Annotated in this window: 25 protein-coding genes and 2 pseudogenes; 24 read left to right on the forward strand and 3 right to left on the reverse strand. The window is 50.7% G+C overall.

From position 1 onward, the window contains the following. The first annotated feature begins 26 nt into the window (after positions 1–26). The 18 genes and pseudogenes from flgL (at position 27) to ABD836_RS00810 (ending at position 16,650) form a co-directional block, all read left to right on the forward strand. Entirely contained in the window at positions 27–1,220 is a 1,194-nt protein-coding gene (gene flgL, locus ABD836_RS00735; RefSeq protein WP_344931789.1) for a flagellar hook-associated protein FlgL, read from the forward strand. Positions 1,221–1,798: 578 nt separating this feature from the next. After that, entirely contained in the window at positions 1,799–3,295 is a 1,497-nt protein-coding gene (locus tag ABD836_RS00740; protein WP_344931790.1) for a flagellin, read from the forward strand. A gap of 141 nt (positions 3,296–3,436) precedes the next feature. Next, entirely contained in the window at positions 3,437–3,976 is a 540-nt protein-coding gene (locus ABD836_RS00745; RefSeq protein WP_344931791.1) for a flagellar protein FlaG, read from the forward strand. Between the two features lie 144 nt (positions 3,977–4,120). Beyond that, a complete protein-coding gene (gene fliD, locus ABD836_RS00750; protein WP_344931792.1) occupies positions 4,121–5,512 on the forward strand; it encodes a flagellar filament capping protein FliD in 1,392 nt (463 codons plus the stop codon). Positions 5,513–5,631: 119 nt separating this feature from the next. Next, positions 5,632–6,066, forward strand: coding sequence for a flagellar export chaperone FliS (gene fliS / locus ABD836_RS00755; protein WP_344931793.1), 435 nt, complete (start codon positions 5,632–5,634; stop codon positions 6,064–6,066). An 84-nt stretch (positions 6,067–6,150) separates the two neighbouring features. Further along, positions 6,151–6,501 (forward strand): flagellar protein FliT, encoded by a 351-nt coding sequence (locus ABD836_RS00760; protein WP_344931794.1) that lies wholly within the window; start codon positions 6,151–6,153, stop codon positions 6,499–6,501. A gap of 277 nt (positions 6,502–6,778) precedes the next feature. Continuing rightward, entirely contained in the window at positions 6,779–7,885 is a 1,107-nt protein-coding gene (locus ABD836_RS00765) for a sigma-54 interaction domain-containing protein (protein WP_344931795.1), read from the forward strand. A gap of 542 nt (positions 7,886–8,427) precedes the next feature. Then, the gene (locus ABD836_RS00770; protein WP_344931796.1) at positions 8,428–8,610 is read left to right on the forward strand and encodes a hypothetical protein; all 183 of its coding nucleotides are present in this window, start codon (positions 8,428–8,430) and stop codon (positions 8,608–8,610) included. A 40-nt stretch (positions 8,611–8,650) separates the two neighbouring features. Beyond that, positions 8,651–9,067: pseudogene (locus ABD836_RS19465) on the forward strand (sigma-54 factor interaction domain-containing protein); the annotation flags it as partial. Further along, positions 9,068–9,320, forward strand: a pseudogene (locus tag ABD836_RS19545) (AAA-type ATPase lid domain-containing protein); the annotation flags it as partial. Further along, entirely contained in the window at positions 9,299–9,598 is a 300-nt protein-coding gene (locus ABD836_RS19550) for a helix-turn-helix domain-containing protein (protein ID WP_486389709.1), read from the forward strand. The pseudogene ABD836_RS19545 and the gene ABD836_RS19550, both read left to right, overlap by 22 nt. Positions 9,599–9,609: 11 nt before the next feature. Next, positions 9,610–9,951 carry a flagellar hook-basal body complex protein FliE gene (gene fliE / locus ABD836_RS00780; protein ID WP_344931799.1) on the forward strand — a complete coding sequence of 114 codons (342 nt, stop codon included), beginning with the start codon at positions 9,610–9,612 and terminating at the stop codon, positions 9,949–9,951. Between the two features lie 63 nt (positions 9,952–10,014). Further along, a complete protein-coding gene (gene fliF / locus ABD836_RS00785; RefSeq protein ID WP_344931800.1) occupies positions 10,015–11,673 on the forward strand; it encodes a flagellar basal-body MS-ring/collar protein FliF in 1,659 nt (552 codons plus the stop codon). Between the two features lies 1 nt (position 11,674). After that, positions 11,675–12,682, forward strand: coding sequence for a flagellar motor switch protein FliG (fliG, locus tag ABD836_RS00790; protein WP_344931801.1), 1,008 nt, complete (start codon positions 11,675–11,677; stop codon positions 12,680–12,682). 46 nt (positions 12,683–12,728) lie between these two features. After that, positions 12,729–13,502 carry a FliH/SctL family protein gene (locus ABD836_RS00795; protein ID WP_344931802.1) on the forward strand — a complete coding sequence of 258 codons (774 nt, stop codon included), beginning with the start codon at positions 12,729–12,731 and terminating at the stop codon, positions 13,500–13,502. A 2-nt stretch (positions 13,503–13,504) separates the two neighbouring features. After that, positions 13,505–14,848, forward strand: a complete 1,344-nt coding sequence (gene fliI, locus ABD836_RS00800; protein WP_344931803.1) for a flagellar protein export ATPase FliI — start codon at positions 13,505–13,507, stop codon at positions 14,846–14,848. Positions 14,849–14,864: 16 nt separating this feature from the next. Continuing rightward, on the forward strand, positions 14,865–15,326 hold the full coding sequence (fliJ, locus tag ABD836_RS00805) for a flagellar export protein FliJ (protein ID WP_344931804.1): 462 nt from the start codon (positions 14,865–14,867) through the stop codon (positions 15,324–15,326). Between the two features lie 79 nt (positions 15,327–15,405). Further along, complete coding sequence (locus ABD836_RS00810; protein ID WP_344931805.1) at positions 15,406–16,650, forward strand: flagellar hook-length control protein FliK; 1,245 nt, start codon at positions 15,406–15,408, stop codon at positions 16,648–16,650. A gap of 71 nt (positions 16,651–16,721) precedes the next feature. On the opposite strand, the gene ABD836_RS00815 is transcribed toward ABD836_RS00810, so the two are convergent. Next, positions 16,722–17,864 (reverse strand): acyl-CoA dehydrogenase family protein, encoded by a 1,143-nt coding sequence (locus tag ABD836_RS00815; RefSeq protein ID WP_344933545.1) that lies wholly within the window; start codon positions 17,862–17,864, stop codon positions 16,722–16,724. A 148-nt stretch (positions 17,865–18,012) separates the two neighbouring features. Here ABD836_RS00815 and ABD836_RS00820 point away from each other — a divergent pair, with 148 nt between their 5' ends. The 4 genes from ABD836_RS00820 (at position 18,013) to ABD836_RS00835 (ending at position 21,932) form a co-directional block, all read left to right on the forward strand. Then, positions 18,013–18,432 carry a hotdog fold thioesterase gene (locus ABD836_RS00820; RefSeq protein WP_344931806.1) on the forward strand — a complete coding sequence of 140 codons (420 nt, stop codon included), beginning with the start codon at positions 18,013–18,015 and terminating at the stop codon, positions 18,430–18,432. Between the two features lie 136 nt (positions 18,433–18,568). Next, positions 18,569–19,264 carry a tRNA (guanosine(18)-2'-O)-methyltransferase TrmH gene (gene trmH / locus ABD836_RS00825; protein WP_344931807.1) on the forward strand — a complete coding sequence of 232 codons (696 nt, stop codon included), beginning with the start codon at positions 18,569–18,571 and terminating at the stop codon, positions 19,262–19,264. Positions 19,265–19,580: 316 nt separating this feature from the next. After that, entirely contained in the window at positions 19,581–20,705 is a 1,125-nt protein-coding gene (locus tag ABD836_RS00830) for a DUF1214 domain-containing protein (RefSeq protein WP_344931808.1), read from the forward strand. Positions 20,706–20,738: 33 nt separating this feature from the next. Then, positions 20,739–21,932, forward strand: a complete 1,194-nt coding sequence (locus ABD836_RS00835) for a sulfotransferase family protein (protein ID WP_344931809.1) — start codon at positions 20,739–20,741, stop codon at positions 21,930–21,932. Between the two features lie 26 nt (positions 21,933–21,958). Here ABD836_RS00835 and ABD836_RS00840 read toward each other — a convergent pair whose 3' ends face one another. Further along, positions 21,959–22,843 (reverse strand): LysR family transcriptional regulator, encoded by an 885-nt coding sequence (locus tag ABD836_RS00840; RefSeq protein WP_344931810.1) that lies wholly within the window; start codon positions 22,841–22,843, stop codon positions 21,959–21,961. Positions 22,844–23,043: 200 nt separating this feature from the next. Here ABD836_RS00840 and cysC point away from each other — a divergent pair, with 200 nt between their 5' ends. Next, entirely contained in the window at positions 23,044–23,655 is a 612-nt protein-coding gene (gene cysC / locus ABD836_RS00845) for an adenylyl-sulfate kinase (protein WP_344931811.1), read from the forward strand. 100 nt (positions 23,656–23,755) lie between these two features. Then, the gene (gene sat, locus ABD836_RS00850) at positions 23,756–24,952 is read left to right on the forward strand and encodes a sulfate adenylyltransferase (protein WP_344931812.1); all 1,197 of its coding nucleotides are present in this window, start codon (positions 23,756–23,758) and stop codon (positions 24,950–24,952) included. 66 nt (positions 24,953–25,018) lie between these two features. On the opposite strand, the gene ABD836_RS00855 is transcribed toward sat, so the two are convergent. Next, positions 25,019–25,996 carry an AraC family transcriptional regulator ligand-binding domain-containing protein gene (locus ABD836_RS00855; protein ID WP_344931813.1) on the reverse strand — a complete coding sequence of 326 codons (978 nt, stop codon included), beginning with the start codon at positions 25,994–25,996 and terminating at the stop codon, positions 25,019–25,021. Positions 25,997–25,998 lie beyond the last annotated feature (2 nt).

Below are 25,998 nucleotides of genomic sequence, written 5' to 3' on the forward strand. Positions count from 1 at the left end.
GCAAAACCCAAAGAGAGAGTAGCGCCATGAGAATCTCAAGCAGCCAGATCTACGCCACTGGGGTCAGTAATATGCTGACCCAGCAGGCAAAACTGGTTGAAACTCAGTCGCAGCTCGCCACGGGCCAAAACCGGCTGAGCCCCTCAGACGACCCAGTAGGTGCGGTACGCAGTTTAGAGCTGACCCGCGCACAGGAAAAAACCGAGCAATACGACCGCAACGGCACCATCCTCAACAGCCGTTTGGGCCTAGAAGAGAGCGTGGTTAGCGGCAGCATTGATCTCTTACAGCGGGTGCGTGAATTATCGATTCAGGCCAATAACGCTACCCAGAGCAATGAGTCGCGGCAATCGATTGCCGCAGAATTGCGCCAACAGCTCGACAATTTGGTCAGCTACGCCAATACCACCGACAGCAGTGGCAATTATATTTTCTCTGGTTACCAAGAGGGCAGTGCGCCAATCTCCAAAACCGCCAGCGGCTATGTTTACAACGGCGACGATGGTCAGCGCCAAATTCAAGTTGGCCCGGCGCGCAGCCTGCCAGACGGCGATCCCGGTTCTGAAGTGTTTATGAACATCCTCAACGGCAACGGCCAGTTTCAAACCGCCGCTAACGCCGCCAATACCGGGGGTGGGGTTATTGATGCAGGCAGCGTTACCGACCCAAGCCAATTTAATCGCGAATCCTTCACCATTCGCTTTACCAGCGAAAGCCAATACGACGTCCTCGACGCCGGTGGCGCGGTAGTGAGTAGCGCGGCCTACCAAGACGGCGGTGACATCCTCGCCGGTGGCATGGCCGTTTCCATTCAAGGGCCGGTTGCCGCCGGTGACGAATTCACCATCGCCCCCGCCCAGCGCCAAGACATATTCTCCATGGTCGAGGCACTGGCTGTTTCCCTAGAAACGCCGCGCAATAGCGCAGGTGACCGGGCGCTGCAAACCAGTGAAATCAACACCGCCATTAGCAACCTCGACCAGGCCATGGATCACCTAATCAACACCCAAGCCACCATTGGGGCACGGATGCAATCCCTAGAGCGCCAAACCGACCTGAATGCCGGTGCCAGCTTACAAATAGCCACCAGCCTGAGCTTGGTCAACGACCTAGACTACGCCGAAGCCATCTCGCGCTTTACACAGCAGCAGGCCTCGCTACAAGCCGCGCAACAAGCCTTTAGCAAGGTGCAGGGCTTGTCGCTATTTAATTATATTTAAGTGAGAGTTGGACTTTAGATGTCGGATGTTGGGCGTCGGGCGCAAGACGCTTGACGGGAGACGGAAGACGCAAAGGCAGCGTTAGTGGGTTTCCGTCATGCTTGCGAAAGCGAGCATCTAGTGAGCGCAGCGAATGCCTTTAAGCGTCTCCCGGCTCCCGTTCAGCACTCAGCGAGCCGTTAGTGTCAGACACCAGACATCCGACATCCGACTTAATACTTCAGGCATCCCAAAACAGGCCCTCGCTTTCGCAAGGGCGACAATGGTGACGCGCCGTGCTAAATTTTCTGTCATGCTTGCGAAAGCGAGCATCTAATGAGCGCAGCGAATGCCTTTAAGCGTCTCCCGTCTCCCGTTAAGCATTCAGCGAGCAGTTAATGTCCGACCCGACACCAGACGCCAGACATCCGACTTCATCCCCCCCCCTTTATACGTATTTACCACAAATAGTAAAAAAAACTTAAAGTTCTCCCAAAAGCGGCCGTTAATTGGTTTGAAAGCAAACTACAGTCACTTTGACTGGTGCTTAATCAAAGACTTACGTCTTTATACCGCATAGAGTGGAAAGGAGAATTACCATGGCACTTAGCATCAACACCAACGTTGCCTCTTTGAATGCCCAGCGCAATTTGTCAAAGTCGCAAGAAACATTGAATACTTCGCTGCAGCGCCTTTCTACTGGTCTGCGAATCAATAGCGCGAAAGACGATGCAGCCGGTCTGGCCATCTCTACTCGCTTCACCACCCAAATCAACGGCTTGAATCAAGCGGTTCGTAATGCCAACGACGGTATTTCACTGGCGCAAACCGGTGAAGCGGCGCTTGACGAAATGACCAATAACCTGCAGCGTATTCGCGAACTGTCAGTGCAGTCTGCTAACGCCACAAACTCTGACTCTGACCGCGCCGCATTGGATGCCGAAGTACAGCAGCGTTTGGCCGAAATCGACCGCATCGGTTCACAGACCTCCTTTAACGGCCGCAAGATTCTCGATGGCTCATTTGGCAGTGCGACCTTCCAAGTGGGGTCAAATGTAGGCGAAACCATTAGTCTTGATCTGAGTGCAAGTACGCGCCTGAACTCATTGGGCGCGACTGCGAGCGATGCTTCTAATGACCTGAGTGCAGTGATGACGGCCACTCCTGCAGTAGATGCAGCAGCAGCTACATTTACCTTCGCAGCAGCAGATTTGCTTGATGATTACACTGGTGAAGCTGTTAGCTTTGATGTAACTGACGGCACTGCGAGTGTAATAGGTGTTACTCTAGATACTGATTTATCGACTATTGGCGCGTTACAGACGGCTCTCGAATCAGAGTTAACTGGTTTCACGGTTGAAATCTCCGGCACGGATATTGTTTTAACTGCTCCGACTGTAGGCGCAGGAGATATAGTGTTTAGTAATTTTAATGGAGATGCTGATAACGGTACTTTTGCTGGGGCTAACGCGGATATTACTGCCGTACCTACCTCGACCAGCACTACAACTGGCGTTGATGCTGAAGCTGAAATCCCCCCAGTTGGTATAACGGTCGCTGGTGACTTCAGTATCGCAATCGGCGACGGTGCCGCGGTTGCGGTTGCTGATGACACCTACACTACTACCGAAGATTTGGTGGCAGCGATCAATACCGCGCTGGGTAGTAACGGCCTTGCTGAAGATAATGGAGATGGTACTTTCTCTATCTATGCATCTGAAACGATCACCTTCTCTGGCGGATTAGAATCTAGCTTAGGCCTAGCTAACACGACTGCAACAGGTAGCCTGGCTGATGTAAGTGTGACAACAGTCGCCGCTTCAAACGACATGATCCGTCGTATTGACTCTGCCCTTACGGCAATCAGTGATCGTCGCAGCGACTTTGGTGCGATCCAGAACCGCTTTGAGTCTACTATCACTAACTTGCAGACCATCTCTGAGAACTTGTCTGCATCACGTGGTCGGATCTTGGACGCTGACTTTGCGGCTGAAACGGCCAACCTGACTAAGGCGCAGATTCTGCAACAGGCAGGCACCGCGATCTTAGCCCAGGCCAATGCATTGCCACAGGCCGCTCTGAGTCTGCTGCAGTAAGTCGCAGCCCGCTAGGCCCCGCGCTCCTAAGAGCGCGGGAATTATCGGCCCAGACAGGGAGTTAACGGAAAAGACGACGGGGCCTCAAGGCTCTGTTCGTGTTTCTGCTATAACTGTTTGATAGGGTGAGTAGGTTACATTATGGATACGAGCTTATCATTACCATCAGTAGCATCGAGCTACGCCAAGCCCACAGCGAAAAGTGCGGCGGCGGGCGCGGTTGCCCAAAATTTAAGCCCCGCTGTAAGCACTAATACTGCGGCGTCGGGGCAGGCTGGCGGTCGGTTTGTGCCGGTGCCAGGCGGCAAGACTTTGCCGAATACCTCGAATTCTTCGCAAGCGGCACCTAGCCGTACTGCGCAAGATGCGGCAGCTGTTCGTGGTGAGGCGGCTAAGCCGAACTCGGAATTGAGCCGCATAGCCGTGGCCTTGGTGGCAGAGTTTGACTCTACCAATAATATTGAGAAAACCTCCCAAGCGGTGGCCAAACTCAATGAAGTCCTTAAGGATCGGGAGCGCGATCTTGAATTCTCGGTTGACGATACTACTGGCCGGACCATACTGAAGGTGATTCATGCGGAGTCTGGTGAGGTTATTCGGCAGATACCACCAGAAGAATTATTGAATATTGCCCGCACCTTTATTGAAGGTACCGGCAGCTTAATTGAAGATCAGGCTTAATTGGCGCATTACGTGCATTATTGAGTTTGAATGGCTAAATCGTTCACGCTGTTGCGTGGCAAAGTAACAAGCGGCCATGTGGTTTGTTTAGGTTATTTAGCCTAGATAAAAAATTGGCCAAGCACCGCAGGTGCAGGAGACAGTATGGCAACGGTAACAGCATCAGGCATTGGTTCAGGGCTGGATATCAATAGTATTGTCTCGCAATTGGTGAGCGCTGAGCGCGCGCCACAAGCAACCCGTCTTGATTCTAAAGAAGCCCTTATTCAGGCGCGCCTATCTGCGTTCGGCTCACTCAAATCGTCATTGACGACTTTTCAAAATAGCCTAAGTTCATTGAAAAGCGCTGATACCTTCAGCAAGCGCTCGGCGACCTCTTCAGATACGGCGGCTTTTACCGCGACCACTACCTCTGCCGCCGCCGCTGGCACTTACACCGTTAAAGTTGAGCAGCTAGCCGCTAAGGAGACTATTGCCTCTAAGGCTTATGCTGACAACGACGCTGTTGTCGGCAGTGGTGTGCTTAATTTTAGCCAGAATGGCGAGACTTTTTCGGTGGCTATTGCCGATGGCGAAGACTCTCTGACCGCAATTCGCGATGCGGTGAATAGTGCTGAGGACAATACCGGCGTAACAGCGAGTATTGTGACCGATCAAGACGGCGCCCATTTGGTTTTCTCGTCAACTGAGACGGGATTGGACAACGCGATAGAAGTTGATGTTACGCCCAGTGGCACAGACACCGGCAATTTGAACGACTTAGCCTATACAACGGGCAACTTCGCAATGACCGAGAAGGCCGAGGCTAAAGACTCTATTGTGGTGGTAGATGGTTTTACCTTAAACAGCGCCAGTCTGAAGTTTGAGGGCATGATCGAGGGGATTACCATTGATGTTAAAACCGCTAAACCCGGTGAAAGCCTAAGTTTAACGGTGAAACACGACACTGCCTCAGTCAAAAAAAGCATTGAAGGTTTTGTTGCCAGCTATAATAGCTTAATGGCGACGCTTAATGATTTAACCGCTTATGATCCAGAGGCGGATACCGCCGGTTTATTGCAGGGCGATTCCACTACCCGCAGCGTTGCCAACCGGATACGCCAAGAAATGGGTACGCTTGTTAGCGGCTTGGATGTAGAGTTAGACTCTTTGGCCGAGTTGGGAATCACCACCGGCGACAAAGGTATTTTGGAAATTGATGCAACTAAGCTAAGCTCAGTGTTAGACACTGATTTTGCCAATGTGGCAGGGGTGTTTGCCGGTGAAAATGGCTATGCAACGCGCCTAGATTCGGTTATTGGCGATATCACCGCCGGTGGTGGCATTTTAGAAAATCGCACCGATGGCCTAAAAGCGCAGGTGGAGCGAATAGACGATCAGCGCGAGGCGCTGGACCTACGAATTGCGGCTATTGAGGCAAGATATCAGGCGCAGTTTTCGGCGCTGGATACGCTGCTGGGTCAGTTAAACAACACCGGCGATTTTTTAACCGAGCAGTTAGCGAACTTACCTGGTTCGGTTTATAAAAGTAGTTAAGAATGGTATAGGTATTTTCCACCGTAAATACCTGTAAATAAACGCAAAAAGAGCTAAAGAAAAGCCGTGTAAAGCCGTCAATTAAGGTAAGCATTTAGAGCTTACCAAGAGGAAAAACAATGAGCTATTCAGCAGGTAGAGCGACCCAGGCATACGCATCCGTTGGCGCCCAATCTTCAGTGGCTGCAGCGAGTCCGCACCGCTTAATTCAATTGTTAATGGATGGCGCTTTAGATCGTTTGTCTGTTGCCAAGGGCTATATGCAGCGCAAAGAAGTGCAGCGTAAGGTTGTTGCTATCGACCGTATTATGTCGATTGTAGACGGTTTGCGAATGAGCTTAGATCACAGCGTTAACGCTGAAATGAGCGAAAACCTAGAAAGCCTTTATGATTATATGAACCGTCGTTTGTTGATAGCTAACATCAATAATGACGAAGCGGCGCTAGATGAAGTGGCGTCGTTGTTAAAAGAGTTGAAAGAAGCGTGGGATGCCATTCCCGCTGCAGTAAGTGGAAGTGAATCTACTGCGCGCTACCAAACAGAAGCGGTATAGGCTTTGGCGTTTAGCGCTCACGGCGGGCGATTTATGCCCGGCGGACATACGTCGAGACTCCTTGGCTAAGTACTTAGGTGACTAATGAATATTGAAATGCTGCAAATGTCAGAGGTGCTGGGAACTCGCCATCGGGAGCTGCGTGAGCTTTTGACGATTAGTGAACATATCCAAGAATTAGCCGACAGCAGTGATTGGGTCGAAGCTGTTGCCCAGCAAAGCCGTCGCCGCGCGTTAATGGATTTGTTTTTTGCGGAAGAGTGCGCGCCATCTGAGAGCGAGTTGGTTGGTGAGGTGATCTCAGCGATATTAGCGATTGACCAGAAAGTTGCCGATGTATTGTATGAACAGCGCAGCGCGATGTTAACTGATGCGAATCAGACCCGCCAGAATGCGCGCAATCTTGGCTCTTACTTGAGTCATAGCATGTCATAGTGAGGCGGGGTAATCATTTATCCACCTCCGCGTAGTTTTACTGCCTGCTTCAATTTAAAAAAATCTTGCACTGTCAACGCCTTATAAATAATATCCTAACTAATAGAATTAGTTGATATGTTGTTTTTATGACCCTAGGGCTTTCCCCTATACCATTTTAAACGCTGAATTGGGCATTATAGTGACCTAATTAGGTGGTTATATTGGTCGCTGTCTTTGAATTTGTCATATTCCACTGCTATACAAATGCTATGCATGTGAAAAGGTTCACAATGGAATGACTGTTTCAAATCAAAAAAACAACACATTGATTCCAAGTAGGTGTGATATCGCTGTTCCTAGGATTATAGAGTCTGACGCTATGCAAGCCCTTGATTCGCTTATAAATCAGGTTGCAGGCTTCGACACGCTAGTGCTTATTCGCGGTGAGTCTGGTAGCGGCAAGGAAGTCGTTGCTCGTCGCATTCATACGGCGTCGTCTCGCAGTGAAAAGCCCTTTGTTCCAGTTAATTGTGGCGCGATCCCCGCTGATTTACTTGAAAGCGAGTTGTTTGGTCATGAGAAGGGCGCCTTTACTGGTGCGGTAGCAACGCGCAAGGGCCGTTTTGAAATGGCTGAAGGCGGCACCCTATTTTTGGATGAGATCGGTGATATGAGCCTGTCAATGCAGGTTAAATTGCTCAGGGTCTTGCAGGAACGCAGCTTTGAACGTGTCGGCAGTAATCACACCCAACATTGCAATGTACGCATATTGGCGGCAACCCATCGCGACTTAGAGGCTATGGTCCGCGACGGTAGTTTTCGCGAAGATCTTTTCTATCGCCTTGACGTATTTCCTATTGAAGTGCCGGCACTCAGAGAACACAGCCAAGATATATCGGCATTGATGGCCGTGTTTATGACGAATTTAGAAACCAAGGGCATGGTGCCGCCAAAATTCTCTAGCAGTGCAATGCGAACTCTGCAGCAATACCCCTGGCCTGGTAATGTTCGAGAGTTAGAAAACTTAATGGAACGCCTGGCCATTACCCATGGGTCGAAGTTGCTACGCTCGCAAGACCTTCCGCCAAAATATCAGACCGTTGGGATTGTAGAGCGAAATGATGAGCCGACCCGGGATGATCAAGATGCCTTGTTGTCATCGCTAGCGGTCTACCACGCCGATGATGACGATGAAGTTGCCCTTGAAGTGGCGGTGAATCCAAGCCGACCACCCTTGCCTGAGAGTGGGATTGACCTTAAAAGTTATCTGCTTGAAATAGAGCAATGGTTTATTAGCGAAGCTCTGCGTAAAGAAGACGGCGTAATAACCCGAGCAGCGCAGCTGTTGGGATTACAACGAACCACGCTAGCCGAAAAAATGAAAAAGCTCGACCTCTCCTAAGTTCTCCTTCCCTGTTTAAAACTCCACGATCACTCAACCATACCCGCTTAAAATGCCTAGCTCCGACGTTAGACGCTTAAAGGCATGCGCTTCGCTTATCAATGGGTACCTGCCTTCGCAGGTACGACGACAAACTGGCGCAAACCGTATATACCACCCGCACTCCTGCCTGTGTGTATTGACCGGAGCTTATTTAGCCCACCTCGTCTTACTAAGTTAAAACGCGATGCATTGACCGATGCGATTAATATAGTGTCGTCACTCCTGCGAAGGCAGGAGTCCATTTATCGGCTATGTCGCAGCTAGTGGGGCTGAGTTCGCCTAGATTGGCTTTTGCATTTCCCATCGTCCATGAAGTATTCCCTGTATTCGGCACCTGCCTAAGCTTACCCGTCTATCATTTGGCCAATCGCCAAGATTCCATCGCCAAAAAAATGGCAATTAACCTTGGAATTTTCCTAACTTATTGTATTTTATAGGAATTATTTGGTGGCATGTTGTTTGCTATCTCTTTGTCAAAGATTGCATAAGAGGGTTGGCGAATGGTTAAGCGTATTGATACTGAGCAGGTGCTTGAGCAGAGCAGGTCTATAACGGCTGAATACTATCGCGAACTTTTTCACCGTGAGTTGTTGAGTAGCGGCGAGCAGCTACGCGCAGTGCTGGCGGGGCTAAACAAGAATAATACTAGTAGCGCTCGTGTAGGAGAAGCCCTCCATGTCTGAGTTAATTGTTGCTGATAGCGCGTCTATCTCTGTTAAGTCGATGGCAAGCCGGGTTGCCTTAACTGACGCCACGGTTTTGGTTAGTGGCCAGAGCGGTGTGGGTAAAGAGGTTTACGCTCGTTATATCCACAATAGTTCAAAACGCAGCAGTGGCCCTTTTGTGGCGTTGAACTGCGCGGCGATTCCAGAAAATATGCTCGAAGCGATGTTGTTTGGTTATGAGAAGGGCGCTTTTACCGGCGCGATTAATAGCCATGCGGGTAAGTTTGAGCAGGCTCAGGGCGGCACATTGCTCCTTGACGAGATTTCAGAGATGGAGCTTGGTCTTCAGGCGAAGTTGTTGCGGGTGCTGCAGGAGCGTGAGCTAGAGCGCTTAGGGAGCCGTAAAACCTTAAAGCTTGATGTTCGCGTTATTGCTACGAGCAACCGCGACTTACGCGAAGTGGTTCGGGCGGGTATGTTCCGTGAAGATTTGTTCTATCGCTTGAACGTTTTCCCCTTGCACATTCCGGCACTTTCGGCGCGACGTGACGATATTTTGCCACTGGCACTGAGCTTTTTGGCTCGCGACAGCAGTGTTCGCTACGCTGATCAAATGCTGGACGAGGATGCAAAGGAAAAGTTGTTGCACTACCGCTGGCCGGGCAATGTTCGTGAACTCGATAATGTTATTCAGCGTGCATTGATTTTGCGGCAGGGTGATCACATAACTGAGCGTGATATTCAGTTTGAGACCGGTATGAGTTTTGTTGTTGATCAGCGTCAGGATGTTGCGTCTGGGGTTATGGCCTTGAGCGAACAAGAGCGTGACGTCGACGGCAGCAAAGTCCTTGACGGCTTTATGCGAGATCAAGAGCGCCGCGTTATTAGTGATGCTCTGCGCCTTGGTCGCTCTAAGAAAGAGACCGCTGAAATTTTAGGCATTAGCCCTCGCACCTTGCGTTATAAATTAGCGCGCCTGCGTGAACAAAGCTACTTGATGGGTTAAGGAGATAGACCATGTCAGATATGAAGGTTGATAATATACTTACGCAGATTCGCGCCCTAAGAGAGCAAACGGGTGTTGCGAAACCTGGCATGGTAGAAGCAGATAGCTTCTCGGTAAATGCGCCCTCTAATGTTAATTTTGGGGCTATGCTTAAAGACTCTATAAACGCAGTGAACACAGTCCAGCAAAATTCTAGCGCGCTGGCTTCTGCGTTTGAACGCGGCGCCAAGGACGTGAGTTTGACTGAAGTTATGGTTAACGCCGAGAAATCGAGTGTTGCCTTTAAAGCGGTAGTTGAAGTACGCAATAAGTTTGTTGATGCTTACCAAGAAGTCATGCGGATGTCGATGTAATGTTAATTCTTGTTGAGCTGTTGGCTGTGGTATTTAGCGTTGTTCTGACGGTGGGCTATTAAAATGGCTGAAGTAAAAAGCAATCCGCTGACGAGTTTACTCGCTGACTTGGCGAAAAATGATGTATTGCGCCAATTGCTTATTTTGGTGGGGATTGCCGCCAGTGTCGCCGTTGGCTTTGCCGCTGTAATGTGGTCGCAAGGCACGGATTACCGCACTTTATACGCCAATGTTGCGCCAGAGCGTGCGGCAGGGGTGATTGATGCGCTCAATGCTGCGGGTATTCCTTATAAGATTCAGGAGCCAACAGGCTCTATTATGGTTCCCTCGGAAAAAATTCATGACGCGCGAATCAAACTCGCCGGTCAAGGTGTTATGCGTGACGGTAGCGGCATGGCAATTCTTGAGCAGGAGCAAGGTTTCGGCGTTAGTGAGTTTATGCAGTCTAAGAAATACCACTACGCGCTAGAGCAAGAATTGGCGAGTACAATTGAGAGCATGCATCAAGTTCGCAAGGCGCGGGTACATTTGGCGATTCCTAAACAGTCGGTATTTGTTCGTGATCGCAAACCCGCCAGTGCCTCGATTATGTTGGATGTTTTTCCGGGCAGCACGGTAGACAAGCAGAACGTCAATGCCATCATGAATTTGGTGGCGTCGAGTATTACCGGCTTAGCACCAGAGCAAGTAACGGTGGTAGATCAGCAGGGCAATCAGCTGTCTGAGCTCGGCGATAAAGATGATTTGGGTTTGAGTTCGCGCCAGTTTAGTTACCGTCAGCGTATTGAAAGCGCTTACGAAGACAGTATTGAAGATTTACTCAGACCCTTAGCCGATGCAGGCCAGGTACGCGTTAAAGTGTCGGCCGATGTGGATTTTTCTACCGGCGAAGAAAGTCGCGAGAGCTGGAATCCTGATCGTCAGGTAGTGCGTAGCGAACAAATTAATGAGCAGGGCCGCAGCCCTGCAGGTAATGGCGGCGCAACCGGTATTCCCGGCGCGTTGACCAATGAGCCTCCGAGCATTGGCGGTCAAGCGCTGGGTGAAGGCACTGGTGGCGGAGCCGGAAGTAGTCGCTCGATTGTTCGTAATTATGAGATTGAGCGGGTGCTGAATCATACCTCTACGCCAACAGGGCTGATTAAAAAGCTGTCGGTTGCTGTTGTTGTTGCGAATCGTGCAACCACGGGCGAAGACGGTGAGCTAACGACAACAGAAATTAGCGCACCGGAACTAGAGAAGTTAAATCTTCTCGTGAGAGACGCGATTGGCTATGACTTAGATCGCGGCGACCGTGTTACGGTGGTGTCGGCCGATTTTCAGCCTCAGAACGCGTTTGATGAAGAGGTGAGTGGCCCCGGTTTTTGGGAGCAGCCTTGGTTTGCTAATTTGGTGCGCCAGTCTTTTGCTGGATTGGCAGTATTGTTAATTGTATTCGCGGTACTTCGCCCGGGTATGCGAACCTTAATGCAGAGCAGCGCTTCGGCGAGTGGCGCGACCGCAGCGCTGCCAGATGGCACAGCAGTCGACAGCGTGACTGGCGAAGTGTTACACCCCGCCGTTGCGGCTTTGGGTGGTCCACAAATGACCGCACCGCAGCTGGCAGGACGTATGGGTTTTGAAGAAAAGATGACGGAAGTGCGTTCAGTAGTGAATGAAAACCCTGAGCGCGTTGCGCAGGTCATGAAAAAATGGGTGTCGGAAGAAAATGGTAAATCCTAATATGGCAGCAAGTTCAGGTGGTAGCGGCAGCGAAAAAGCGGCTTTGTTCTTATTGATGCTGGGTGAAGAGCAGGCGTCAAAAGTGCTGCAATTTGTTGACCCCCATGAGGTTGAATTGATTGGCACGGCGATGGCGGCAATTCGCAGTGTGGATAATCAGCGCGCCGAGGCGGTGGTTGATGATTTTAGGCAGTCAATGCAATCAGAGACTTCGCTAGGGGTTGGTGTGCACGGCTATGTTCGCAAGTTATTTACCGCAACCTTGGGCGAGCAGAAGGGCGCTACCTTAGCAGAGCGCGTTTTGGGTGATGAAGAATCCCAAGAGATGAACTCGCTGCGCTGGTTGGAACCCGATGCCCTTTTGCATATGTTGAAAGACGAGCATCCCCAGTTGATCGCGATCACGATGGCGCATATGGATCAAGACCAAGCCGGTGCAGTGCTGAAGCAAATGGCACCTGACTTACAAGACGATATTGTGATGCGTATTGCCAATATGCAGACTATTCCCCAAGCGGCGATGCGCCAGTTGCAGGCCGTTTTAAAGAAAAAGCTTTCTGTTACAGCGACCTTTAAAAACCGCAAAATAGACGGTGCATTGACGGCGGCGGGTATTATGAATGGCCTAGACCCCGAGGCCGAAACACGCATCTTGGAGTCGGTGGCCAAGAAGAATGAAGCGCTGTCTGAGAAGATTCAAGACCTGATGTTCTTGTTCAGCAACCTGATCAATATCCCCGACAAAGGCATTCAGTTGCTGTTGCGCGAAGTGAGTTCCGATATTCTGCCAATGGCATTAAAAGGCGCCGACCAAGCTGTGCGGGATAAGATTATGGGGAATATGTCTAAACGCGCGCGGGAGATGTTGATTGAAGATATGGAGTCTCGTGGCCCCATGAAGTTGAGTGATGTGGAAGCGGCGCAAAAAGATATTCTCGCGGTCGCCAGAAAATTGGCGGAAAACGGCCAGATTGATTTGGGCAAAGGCGGCAGTGACGATTATGTGTAAAAAAGCAACTGTGTTTAGCCGCAAATTACTCAACTAAGAGGCTGTTATGGCAGATGTGTTTCAGGCATTTGTACCCCGCGTTGTTGATGCCGGTGAGGCAGCACAAAGCGCTGCAATTGCCGAGCAAACTAAAACGCCGGCCGAACATCAGCCCTGGCAGTTGCCTGAAATGTCATCACTGGCTGCGCCGGTGCGGCCAGCCGCCCCTCGCCCCAATCAGGTAGAGCAAGCCGACCCCGTTGAGGCCGAAGCCGTTATTTCCCCTGATGTTGCAGAAGAGCAGCGCAAGCTAGCCTACGATCAGGGATTTAAACAGGGTCTTGACGACGCGAAGAAGGAATCTGCGCGCTTGCTAGCCGAACAAAGCCAGCAGTTACAACTTGCCTTGGCTGCTTTGCGCGAACCGCTTAAGTGGGTTGATAGCGAATTAGAGCGAGAGTTATTTCAAATGACTTTGGCGATCTCTAAACAGTTATTACGCCATGAATTGAGTGTGCGCCCCGAACTCATCGAAAACCTTATTCATAAAGCCGTGTCGGCGCTGCCCTTGAGCAACAGTGGTTTTGAAATTTTTGTTAATCCCGACGATGCCGAGGTGTTGCGCGGTTTACATGAAGACCGCGGTGAACCCTTAGATCCCGTGTGGCGCTTGGTTGAAGACCCAGCGGTTAGCCGTGGTGGTTGCCGTATAAACAGCGATCATTCGCGAATTGACGACCAGCTGGAAACCCGCATTCAGCACGTGGTTGCAGAGATGCTTGGCGAGACCATGGTGCCATCACAGTTGACTGCTGGTGATCGCGATGAGCACGAGGTCTAGCGGTGATTAATGATCCTAGCGAACAGTTACGGCAACGATTTGCCTTGTACCGACAGCGCCTCAGTGGCGCCGAAAAGCCCATTGTAGAAGGCCAGCTCAAGCGGGTAGTTGGCACGATGCTCGAAGCGGTTGGCTGCAAAGCGCCGGTGGGAGGTTATTGCTTGGTTGAGGCTGCTGACGGCGATTGGCTGGAAACCGAAGTGGTGGGGTTTGCGGGAGACAAAATACTGTTAATGCCCACCGGCGAGCTGCGCGGTGTCATGCCCAATGCCCGCGTGATTCCCATTGCCAAGGGTTCGGACTTTCCTGTTGGTGACGAACTATTGGGGCGGGTACTCGACGGTGCAGCTAAGCCATTAGATGGCAAGGGGCCGCTCCACTGTAAGCAGACTCGCTCAATTAATGGCACTCCAATTAATCCGTTATTGCGTCAGCCAATACGCGAACCCCTTGATGTGGGCGTACGTTCAATTAACGCCTTGCTCACCATTGGCCAAGGTCAACGTCTAGGCCTCTTTGCGGGCAGTGGTGTGGGTAAAAGTGTCTTGCTTGGCATGATGACTCGCTTCACTAAAGCCGACGTTGTGGTTGTTGCTTTGATTGGTGAGCGGGGCCGTGAAGTAAAAGAGTTTATCGACAGTATTCTTGGCACCGAAGATATGAAACGCGCGGTGGTGATTGCCACCCCGGCAGATCATCCGCCGCTGATGCGTATGCGCGGTGCTTGGCTGGCAACCTCGATTGCGGAGCACTTTCGCGATCAGGGTAAGCAAGTGTTATTACTTATGGATTCATTGACCCGTTTCGCTCAAGCTCAACGTGAAGTTGCCTTGGCGACCGGAGAGCCGCCTGCAACAAAAGGCTATCCGCCATCGGTTTTTGCGAGATTGCCTGCCTTGGTCGAACGCGCGGGTAATGGTGCGGTTGGCGGTGGTTCAATTACTGCGTTTTATACGGTTTTGGCCGAGGGCGATGACCAGAACGACCCAATTGTGGATTCGGCGCGCGCGATACTTGATGGTCACATTGTGCTGTCGAGGGCGTTGGCCGACGCGGGGCATTTCCCGGCGATTGACGTTGAGCGCTCAGTGAGCCGTGCAATGAATGACGTTACCGCTAAGAGTCATCAAGATCAGGTGCGCTATTTCCGGCAAATGTACTCCTTGTATCAGCAGAATCGGGATTTAATCACCATTGGTGCCTATCAGCGTGGCAGCGATGCTCGCTTAGATCATGCGGTTGCCTTGTGGCCTAGCATGGTCAAATTCTTACAACAGGCCTATGATGAAGCAGAGCCCTTTGATAGTTCGCTTGATCAGCTCGATGTACTTTTAGAAGACGCATAAGCTTACAGGTACCGAAATGAAGAAATCCCAGCGTATGCATACCGTGAATACCTTGGCGGAGCGCAAGGAGCAAGAGCAGGCTAAGCGTTTTGCAAAAAGCCAAAAGCACTTTGATCACCAACAAAAAAAATACACTGAATTAAAGCAGTATTACCGTGAATACGCGGATGCTAGCCAAAATCAAACCTCGCAAAATCTGGATATTCACCGTTTACAAGAAACTCGCCAGTTTATGAGTAAGCTGGCTAAAGCGGTTGCGCAGCAAGCCGAAGCCGTAGAGCGCGCCGAGGCCAATGTGGTGACTGAACGCCAGCATTGGTTAGACAGTCGCTGCCGGGCCATGAGCTTGGAAAAACTGACTGATCGTTACCGCGAGCAGGAAGCAAAACAACTTAATACTGAAGAACAACGTCAAGCAGACGACCTTTCGAGCCAGCGATTTGTCTGGTCGGCTCGCCAGTCCACCGATATGGCATAAGCCTTGCTCTAATTATAGTATTGCCGGGCTTTTGCCATATTGGCGGCCGGATATAATTAAAATGTACAGGTGACATACTATGCCGTCGAGTTCACTTTCCGCGCTGAGTAGCAGCGATTCGAATCAAAGTAGCCGCAGTGCTGGCAATGCCGGTAAAGCGAGTGATTCGTCGTCAAAATTGCCGTTTAATCAATTGCTTGCAAGTAATTTGAGCGAGCCGCGAGCGAGTAAATCGGGTGCGAGTGAGTCTGCAGATACCACCAGTGCCAGCGTATCTGGTGCGGAGTTGGAGGGCGCAGAAAACACACATTTGGCGAATCCCGAGGGCGGCAAAAAATTGCCGCTGAGCGGTAAGGATTTGCCGTCGTCGCCATTGTCGGATGCAAACGCGGAATTGGCGGCAGAAGAAGCCTTAGGTGCTGATGATGCGCTAGTGAATTGGCAGCAAGTGCAAATTGACTGGTCGCGAACGCAGCTTAATTCTGCAGGCAGTGCTGTTGGTGATGTGATGGCTGACGCCAGTAAAGCCCAATTAACGGCAGATGAGCTGTTGTTGCAGCAAGAAAAATTACTGCAAAGCGGCAATCAAGCAAAGGCTAATGTTTTGGCGGCGACCGCCAGTGCGCAGAATTCTGGAAGTACTGGATTTGCCGCAGCGATGCAAGGCGCTATGGCGCCGGGTGAAGGTGTTGCTATTGCGCCAGGGCAGCAGATGCTAGCGCAGCAGCTGAAAGGTGAGCAAAGCGAAAGCGTTAGCAATGACGCTGACTTTACTGAGTTGGCGTCTCTGTCGCAGCTTAAAAATACCTTGAGTGCTGGTGCAGCGAATTCCGCGCGGGCGCCGCTAACACTGACGATGAATCAGAGCTTGGTCGACAACCCCGCCTGGGGGCAGGCCATGGCAGCGCGTATTGGCATGATGGTTAACAATGGTGTGCATACCGCGACCATGCAGTTACACCCAGCGGAATTGGGCGGTATTCACATACAGTTGTCTATTCAGGGCGACAATACTTCGGTGCAATTCCAAACCCAAAATGGCGAGACGAGCGACCTAATTGAAAAAATGCTGCCGCGTTTGAATAGCAGCTTGGAGCAGCAGGGTTTACGTTTAGATGAAGTGAAAGTGACCCACAATCCAAACCTGGGCAATGGTGCTGCAGCGAATGGTAATCAACAATTTGCTGGGCAGTCGGCAGGACAAGGTGATGCGGCAGGCCGGGGTGGGAATGGCGATGCCTTAGGTCGTGACGACGAACTGCTCATAAATACAGAGGTGCAGATTGACCCTGGGAGTAAGCTTGCAGTTGATTACTACGCCTGATTTAGTCAGCATTTAGGCACAAAAAAAAGGGACTGCATGCAGTCCCTTTTTTACCTTATACAGCAGCGAATTTATTTCAATAAATCGCGGCCGATAATCAGCTTCATTACCTCGTTAGTACCCGCATAGATACGCTGAACACGTGAGTCAGCAAAGGCGCGAGCCACTGGGTATTCCCACATAAAGCCGTAACCACCGTGCAACTGTAAGCACTCATCAATGACCTTGCATTGCAGGTCAGTGGTAAGTAGCTTGGCTTTGGCAGCCATTACCGAATCGAATTTATGCTCTATGTGCAGCTCTAAACAACGATCCAAGAAGACTCTTGCCGCGCAGACTTGGGTCTCCAGCTCTGCCAGTTTGAACTGGGTGTTTTGGAAGGTGGCAACAGTTTTGCCGAAGGCGTTGCGCTCTTTAACATAGTCGATTGTTTGCTCAAGAATCGATTCAGCATTGGCTACGGCAATAATGGCGACGTTCAAGCGCTCTTGGGGAAGGTCTTGCATCATGTAGATGAAGCCCATACCTTCTTCGCCAAGCAGCTGATCTTTAGATAAACGTACGTCTTGGAAGAACAGCTCTGAGGTGTCCTGCGCTTTAAGGCCGATTTTTTCTAGGTTTTGGCCCTTGCTGAAACCGGGGGTGCCCGCTTCCATCAAAAATAGGCTAATACCCTTGGCGCCAGCACTCGGGTCAGTTTTGGCGACGACAATGACGAGGTCGGCAAGTTGGCCGTTGGTGATGAAGGTTTTAGAGCCATTGATAATGTAGTCGTCACCGTCTTTGATTGCGGTGGTTTTAATGCCCTGTAAATCTGAGCCCGCAGCGGGTTCGGTCATGGCAATAGCCATAATGGTTTCGCCGGTTACGCATTTTGGCAGGTACTTTTGCTTTTGCGCTTCGGTGCCGTAACGTTCGATATACGGAACAGCGATATCTGAGTGCAAGCCCCAACCGATACCGGTTAATCCTGAGCGACCGCATTCTTCGTCAATAATCGCGTTGTAGCGGAAATCGACGCCAACACCGCCGTATTCTTCAGTAACACTGGGAGAGAGGAAACCCTGTTCACCTGCCTTGATCCACAATTCGCGATCAACCTGACCGTCTTTTTCCCATTGAGCGTGGAAAGGTGCTGCTTCAGTTTCTAGGAACTTGCGGACAGAGCCGCGGAACAATTCATGCTCTTCTTCGTAAACGGTTCTTGGGATCATCGACATTGGGGTATCCTCCTGGGAATAAGATAGCTATTATCCTGCCTATGTTAGCAGAGTAAACTTGTAAAGCCAGCGGTGTTTTTCGCTCTGACATGAAAGCCGAGGGCTGCGGTATTTCGCCGTTAAATGATGATGAGAGTTTGATATGACAATTTGGACGAATCCCCTAAGTATAGACCAGGCAAATGCCATGTTGGCAAACACCATTTGCGAGGTCTTGGCGATTGAAATTACCGATATTGGCGAGGATTATGTCGCGGGAACCATGCCGGTTGATAAACGGACCCACCAACCTTTTGGGATACTTCACGGCGGCGCCTCTGTTGTGCTGGCCGAATCATTAGGTAGTATTGCTGCCAATTTAGCCTGCGAGTCAGGTTTTGTGTGCGTGGGCCTAGACATAAATGCCAATCACATTCGCTCGGTGCGCAGTGGCTTGGTGACCGGCGTTGCTAAGGCCGTACATATTGGTCGCAGTACGCAAGTTTGGGAAATCCGAATTGCAGATGACGATGATAAGACGGTGTGCGTGTCGCGGCTGACAATGGCTGTTATTGCTAAATAGGCGGAGGTCGGGTGTCTGGCGTTGGATGTGATAATCGTGTGTCTAGGTATGTAGTGAGCGGGTCCTTAGGTCTCAGTATTTCACCGATTCCCGCGCTACTGTAAACTGGCGGGCCATTTATTTTGAGGCCCTAGCAATGACAGCAGCTCGCTTTCAACGCCTGCATCAGGTTTTAGCGTTCCGCCAGCCGGATCTCACCATTGTTACTGACAATGTTCACAAAAGCCGTAACCTCTCGGCGATTGTGCGCACGGCGGATGCCGCCGGTATTGGCCGCATGCACTGCGTTATTCCCGATAAAGACTATAAGGCGTTTCGCGGTACGGCAATGGGTTCGCACAGCTGGGTAAATGTTGTGCGCGAGCAAGATGCGAGCTCTGCATTAACGCCCTTAAAAGCGCAAGGCTATCAAGTATTGGCTGCCCACCTCGGCGAAGGCGCCGTTGATTTTCGCGAGCCGGACTACAGCAAGCCGACAGTCATTTTGCTGGGTGCAGAGAAGCTGGGCGTTAGTCCTGCGGCTTGTGCCCTAGCCGATGCCTTTATCACCATACCGATGATGGGCATGGTGCAATCATTCAACGTCTCTGTTGCCGCGGGCATCATCTTGGCGGAGGTTCAGCGCCAGCGCCAATTGGCGGGGCTTTATGATCAGCGTCGCCTAGCCGACGAAACCTATCAACGCACTTTGTTTGAATGGGCGCAGCCGAAAATGGCTGACTACTGTCGCGCGAATGGCTTGGCGTATCCGCCTTTGGACGATGACGGCGAGCTGGTGGACGGCTTGGCCTGGCAGGTGGCGGTGCGGGAAGGGCGGGCGTTGAAAGCATAGTCGGAGGTCGGGTGTCTGGCGTCGGACGCTGTAGGCTTACCCCTGCCTTCGCAGGGGTGACAGGGAGACGGGAGACGCTAAGTCAAAATCAGGTCCCCGCGGTTGTGGTCGTTAATAAGCGCAGCGCATGCTTGTAAGCGTTTTCCGTCTCCCGTCCAGCATTTAGCTTTCCCAGTCAGCGATTAATTCTAACAGGGCGCTCTTTTCACGTCCGACCTCTGACTTCAGACTCCTCCACACCAGCGTCATCTAATTGGGTGATATTGCCTCTGCATTAAAACTGCCACACTGCCACAATAATAATAGGAGGCAGGCAATGGCAGATCATTCAGCCAACGAGGTCGTTAGTGGCCAAGTGTGGGAACAATTCTGTGATGAGTTAAAGGCGGCAGGCCAGCAAATTTTACGCGCAGAGGCACCAAATGATGCCTTTAACCGTGCGGAGGGTTGGCGATATTTGACCCGTTTGACGCGTATTGGCCTCGATATGTTTATGGAGTGCAGCGATCGCGAGTTTCCGACGTTTTATCGGCCCTCCCATGAAACCGCTAAAATTGGCGCTGACAATCCTGACAATATTTACCTTCGTGCAGAAATTAACGGTATGCACGACTACCGAATCAGTGGCAGTCGCGGCACAGTGGCGTATTTGGGCTTTATTGCCATCGCAGGCGGTTATGAAGAGGCTGATAGCAATATGCGCTCAGTGGCGTCTCTCGATACGCACAGTGGTCTAGAAGTGAATGATGATGGCACGGTAGAGGTGATTTTGTCGCGGCATCCTCAGCCCGGAAATTGGTTGAAAATCACTGAAGACACTGTGGCGATATTGGCGCGGGAAACGTTTTTAGATCGCAATACTGAGGTGTTTGCCGATCTTAAAATTGAGCGCTTGGCGACCGGCGGGGTAAAGCCGGCGCCATTGCAAGCGGAGCAACTTGCCGCAAATCTGCGTAATACGGCGGCCTTTGTTAAAGGCACTGCCACCTTGTTTGCCGATTGGGCGCAGGGCTTTAAGGCGCAGCCAAATACCTTGCCAGCAGCCGATCAAGCCTATTGTCAAAAGCTGGGTGGCGACCCCAATATTTTCTATTACCACGGCTATTTTAATCTGGCAGATGACGAGGCTTTGTTGATTGAAGTGGATGAAATCCCCGTCTGTGATAATTGGAATTTTCAGTTAAATAATTACTGGATGGAGTCTTTGGAATACCGCTATGTGCAAATCCACATTAATAAGCATACTGCGCAATATCGAAAAGATGGCGGCGTGAGCATTGTGGTGGCAGCTCAAGATCCGGCTTGTGTTAATTGGTTGGATACTACTGGCCACCGTGAAGGCACCATGGCGTTTCGTTGGATCGGCGCAGCAGAGCACCCTCAGCCACAGTGTCGGGTCGTAAAAACGCATGAGTTGTCGCAGTTATTACAGGCATCGTGATTGGTCGCATAATAATTAAAAAGGAGATTTCCTGTGGGTACAGAGCAAGGTAATACAGTAATGGCAATACCAGCGGTGGATTTGAGTGTTGCCGCGCTATTACATGAAGCCAGTGAGGTTACTGGCCTAAGCGACTTTGGCGATGAGTCTTTTCGGGAGCCCTTGACGGTATTGCTTAAGTCCTTAAATGACGAGGCGAACCTCAATGCGGGTGGGCGTTTTGGTCAATATCAGCGGATTTTGAATATCCTCATTAATCGCCTGCGCGTGGAGGCCTGGATTGCTAAGCACCCCGAAATATTGAACGAAGATATTACCGCGCCAGTGGTGATTATTGGTTTGCAGCGTACGGGATCAACATTTTTTCATCGCATTCTCGCTGCCGATAAACGGTTCTATGCGCCACTGTGGTATGAGGTGCGTAATCCTGCGCCGGCCTTAGATTGGGATTTTAAAACCAAGGATGCGCGCATAAGTACTGCGGAGGCAGAGGTTGCCGCGATGCTTGCTGCGAACCCAGAAATAGCCGCGATCCATCCTATGGACCCGGTTGCCGCTGATGAAGATATTTTGTTGCTTGAGCACAGCTTTTATAGCACCGTGCCAGATGCATTTTGCAATGTGCCGAGTTATGGCAAGTGGAATGATGAGAACGACAACACGCCAGCCTACCAATACCTAAAGCGGCTTTTGCAATTTTTACAGTGGCAGAAAAATCGCAGCGGCCAAGTCGCTGAGCGCTGGTTGCTGAAAACTCCGCACCATATTCACCATGTAGCGACTTTGCTGAAGGTTTTTCCCGACGCGAAAATCGTCCAAACCCATCGTGACCCTTTGCAAACCATCCCCTCAGCGGCAAGTATGAATTACAACCTGTGGATTTTGGGGAGCGACGATGTTGACGCTAAAGTGGTGGGTGAACAGTGGGCAGCGAAATACGCGCGCGGGACTTTACACACGCTAAAAACCCGTGACAGCCAACCCAATGCGTTTTTGGATGTATGGTATAAAGACACCGTTGCCAACCCCTTAAGCTCGGTAGAAAATGTCTACGACTTTATCGGAATGGAACTCACGGCTGAGGCGCAAGTAGCGATGGCCGAACATCAGGAAGCGAATCGTCGCGACAGCCGTCCAGCACATGAATACACCTTGGAACAATTTGGCTTAAGCGAGGAGGGCTTAAAAGCGCAATTTGCGGAGTATCGTCAGCGCTTTGTTGATTAAGTAGGGTGCCAGTAAAATGAGCGTGCTTACTCGCTCATTTTACTGCATAAGGCTATCCAGAATTCCACTGCGGCTTTGTTGTGGCGGTGTTTGGGTAGCGCAAAATAGAACATTCTTGTCATGTCGCGGTTAGCGAGTTTTAGAGGGACTAAATCACCGTTGCGGAAGTCGTTTTGCAAGACCACCTTAGACAAGCAACCGATTCCCAATCCAGATTCCACTGCGCTTTTAATCGCTTCGTTGTGTTTGAATTCCCGGTAAATTTCTATGTCGGGCAGTAGCCCAGAGAGGGCGCGGTCAAATGTGTGGCGCGCGCCGGAGTCGGGTTCTCGCAAAATCCAGCGGGCTGCTTTTATATCATCATCATTCAGCACGCCTTTTTTGGCCAAGGGGTGGTTGGCGCTGCAAAATGCCACGAGCTCGTCTTCTTTCCAGGGTATGAGTTCCAGTTCGCGGTGCTGAACCTCCCGTTCAATCATGCCTACATCAACTTCGTAATTTAGTACCTTGGCAACGACCTCGGGTGTATTGGCGGTATCTAATTGCACGTCGGCTTCGGGGTATTTGTTCAAGTATTCGGCGAGGTAACGCACTACCAAATGATTGCCGATGGTGAAGCTAGCGCCAACCCGCAGATGACCGATATCGCTGTGCAGCTGCAGGGCGTCGTCAAATTGCTGGCAGTGGGCGAAGAGGGTTTCGGCCTCTTTGCGCAGGGTGTGGCCAATGGCGTTGAGTTTGATCTTATTGCCTTGGCGATCGAAGAGGGTGACACCGTAGGCTTTTTCTAAGCTTTGCAGTGCCGCACTGGCCGCCGATTGGGACAGGCAAAGTTGTTCTGCGGCCTTCGACACGCTTTGGAATTTGGCAACACAGAGGAAGATCTCTAATTGCCGAATAGTGAATTTCATGGTGTTGACTCACCGTGGTTGGGGGGACGTCAGTATCTATAAAATCGATACTAACTATAATAATAGCCTGTTTTACTTGTGATAAAAATGCTTTTACTATGGGCGCCCTCAGAGTAAGCGATGCCGGAATGTGCGGTTCCTCGCCCTGACTAGCGTTTAAAGTGTAATTTGAAAATCAGCAGCCCAGCGGAGTTGAATAGATGACTGAAGTTAAAGCAACCAATGTACATTGGCATGACGGCGAAGTGAGCCGTGAAGACCGCAATGCATTGTTAAAGCAAAAAGGCGCTACCTTGTGGTTTACCGGCCTGTCTGGCAGCGGTAAGAGCACAGTTGCGGTTGCGCTGGAAAAAGCGCTGATGGAAAAAGGACATCTCTGCTACCGTTTAGACGGTGACAATATTCGTTTGGGTATCAATAAAAACTTGGGTTTCAGTGCAGAAGACCGCACTGAGAACATTCGCCGCATTGGTGAAATCTCTAAGCTATTTGTCGACACTGGCGTTATTGTTTTGTCGAGTTTTGTTAGCCCATACCGCGCCGACCGCGATATCGTTCGCGAGCTGCACGTCGCAGGCGACATGGACTTCATTGAAGTACACGTTGACGTGCCACTGGCGGTAGCCGAAGAGCGCGACCCTAAAGGCTTGTACAAAAAGGCTCGCGCTGGCGAAATCAAAAACTTTACTGGCATCGATGATCCCTACGAAGCGCCACTAAAGCCCGAGCTGGTATTAAACAGTCACGAGCAGAGTTTGGAAGAAGAAGTTGCCGTGCTGCTGGAAATGATGACTGCGCGCGGACTTATTTAAAGCCGGTCTGGCGTCAGAAGTCTGACGTTCACGCCGTACTTATATTTTCGTCCGACGTCAGACACCCGACGTCGGACTAATTAATTAATGGAGTTCCAAAATGATCAAACCCCATGGCGCCGAAGAACTTAGCCCTTTATTTGTCTACGACACTGAAAAACACCACGCATTGAATGCTGAAGCAGAAACCCTGCCTTCACTGCTCGTGAGCTCTGCTGCTGCGGCGAATGCCGTTATGTTGGGCGCCGGTTACTTTACGCCGCTGAAAGGTTATATGAACCTTGCCGATTCTTTGGCGGTAGCAAAAGACCTGTGCACCACCGACGGCCTGTTCTGGCCCGTGCCAATTGTAAACCTGACCAAAGATGCCCAGGGTATTACTGCTGGTCAGCGTATTGCGCTGCGCGACCCGAATGTTGAAGGCAATCCTGTACTCGCGATTATGGACGTTGAAGCTGTTGAGGCTGTGAGCGCTGAGCAAATCGATTTTATGGCCGAGAATATCTTCGGTACATTAGATGCTAAGCACCCCGGTGTGCAGACCTTTAAAGCGCAGGGCAACACCATGTTGTCTGGCCCAATTCAGGTATTGAACTTCTCTTACTTTCAGGCTGATTTCCCGGATACTTTCCGTACTGCGGTAGAGATTCGCAATGAAATTGCTGAGCGTGGCTGGGAAAAAGTGGTTGCCTTCCAAACCCGTAACCCAATGCACCGCGCCCACGAAGAGCTGTGCCGTATGGCGATGGAAGATCTGGGTACTGACGGTATCTTGATTCACATGCTGTTGGGTCAACTTAAGCCCGGCGATATTCCAGCGCACGTGCGTGACGCGTCTATTCGTAAGATGGTTGAAGTTTACTTCCCTAAAAACACCGTAATGATCACTGGTTACGGCTTTGATATGTTATACGCTGGCCCCCGTGAGGCTGTGCTGCACGCCTTGTTCCGCCAGAACTGTGGCTGTACTCACCTGATCGTTGGTCGTGATCACGCTGGTGTGGGCGACTACTACGGTGGTTTCGACGCGCAAACTATTTTCGACGAGAAAGTGCCTGCCGGCGCAATGGACATTGAAATCTACCGCGCTGATCACACTGCGTATTCTAAGAAATTAGATAAAGTGGTCATGATGCGCGACGCACCAGATCATGAAAAAGACGATTTCGTATTGCTGTCCGGCACCAAGGTACGTGAAATGCTGGGTAATGGCATTGCGCCACCACCTGAGTTTTCACGTCCTGAAGTGGCTAAGATTTTGATGGATTACTATCAGATCGAAGACGCTAAAGCCTAAATGTTGAGCGCCGCCGAGTGTTGGCGGCAGTCACGCAAAAGCCGGAGTTTTTATACTCCGGCTTTTTTATGTGTTCATCATAAGGTGACTCAAGCGATCTTCGTTTTCTGGCATTAGTGCCGAGGTAATTAGCTTGATGGGCGCGTGGTATTTCTTTACGTATTCCTTTGCGCGTTTACAAATCTGTTGTTCAAGAATTTCTGTAAAACTAATGTTCGCACGGTTGAGTTCGTCGCGTAATTGCTCGCTAGATATTTCCATGAAGTGGGCCAGCTCGGCCTCGGTGCAATGTGCAAAGCGCAGCCGCTCGTTGATCAGTAAGCGGGCTTGGTCAACAAGATTACGGTCTTGTAGCAGTAGCCGTTTCATAACCGCCGTTTGATTTTCTATTCCTCGCAGTAAATTGATATCGCTGCCGCTCACGTGAAATTCCAAATAATCTGCCGCGAAGGAGATGCTGTCTTCTGCTTGGTCGAATAGCAGGTCACAGGCAAAAAATGTGTGGAAGGTTTTAGAGAAGTGCACGCCAGGGTCGGGAAAACTGAAACCTACTTTATTGGGTCGCCATAGGTGGGGGGACAGGCTGTTGAGCAATAAAAACATTTGCGCTGTGCCCAATAGGTTGCGCTGGCGGTAGTGCTCACTGCTGAAGGGACTGGCGGCTTTGAATAAGCTTACCTCTGTATCGCTAATACGGTGCTGCCAATAACTGGTGTCGTGGTAAAACGCACTGTATTTGCTGGCGTTGTTCAAGGCGGTGCCAACGGTGTTACTCAATGCCATGACCGTTGTTGGCAAACCCAGCTGAGGGGACTGGAGTTCGCTGGCAATATGTAGTGCCAGGTCTCGGCAGTGGTAGTTTGCGGCGATGGTTTCTAGAACACAGTTAAATAAATGACTGGGGATAAATTGCTGGGCCGCGGTCAAAATTTTTGCCGGTAGGCCCATGTCAGCAATAACACGTTTGAGGTCTATGCCGAGGTCATCGCAGGTAGCGATAAGTGCATTGAGAACATCGTCGTCTTCCGTGAGTGATTGTGTCATAA

This window comes from Zhongshania borealis (genome assembly GCF_039539625.1).
In the GTDB taxonomy this organism is placed as follows: domain Bacteria; phylum Pseudomonadota; class Gammaproteobacteria; order Pseudomonadales; family Spongiibacteraceae; genus Spongiibacter; species Spongiibacter borealis.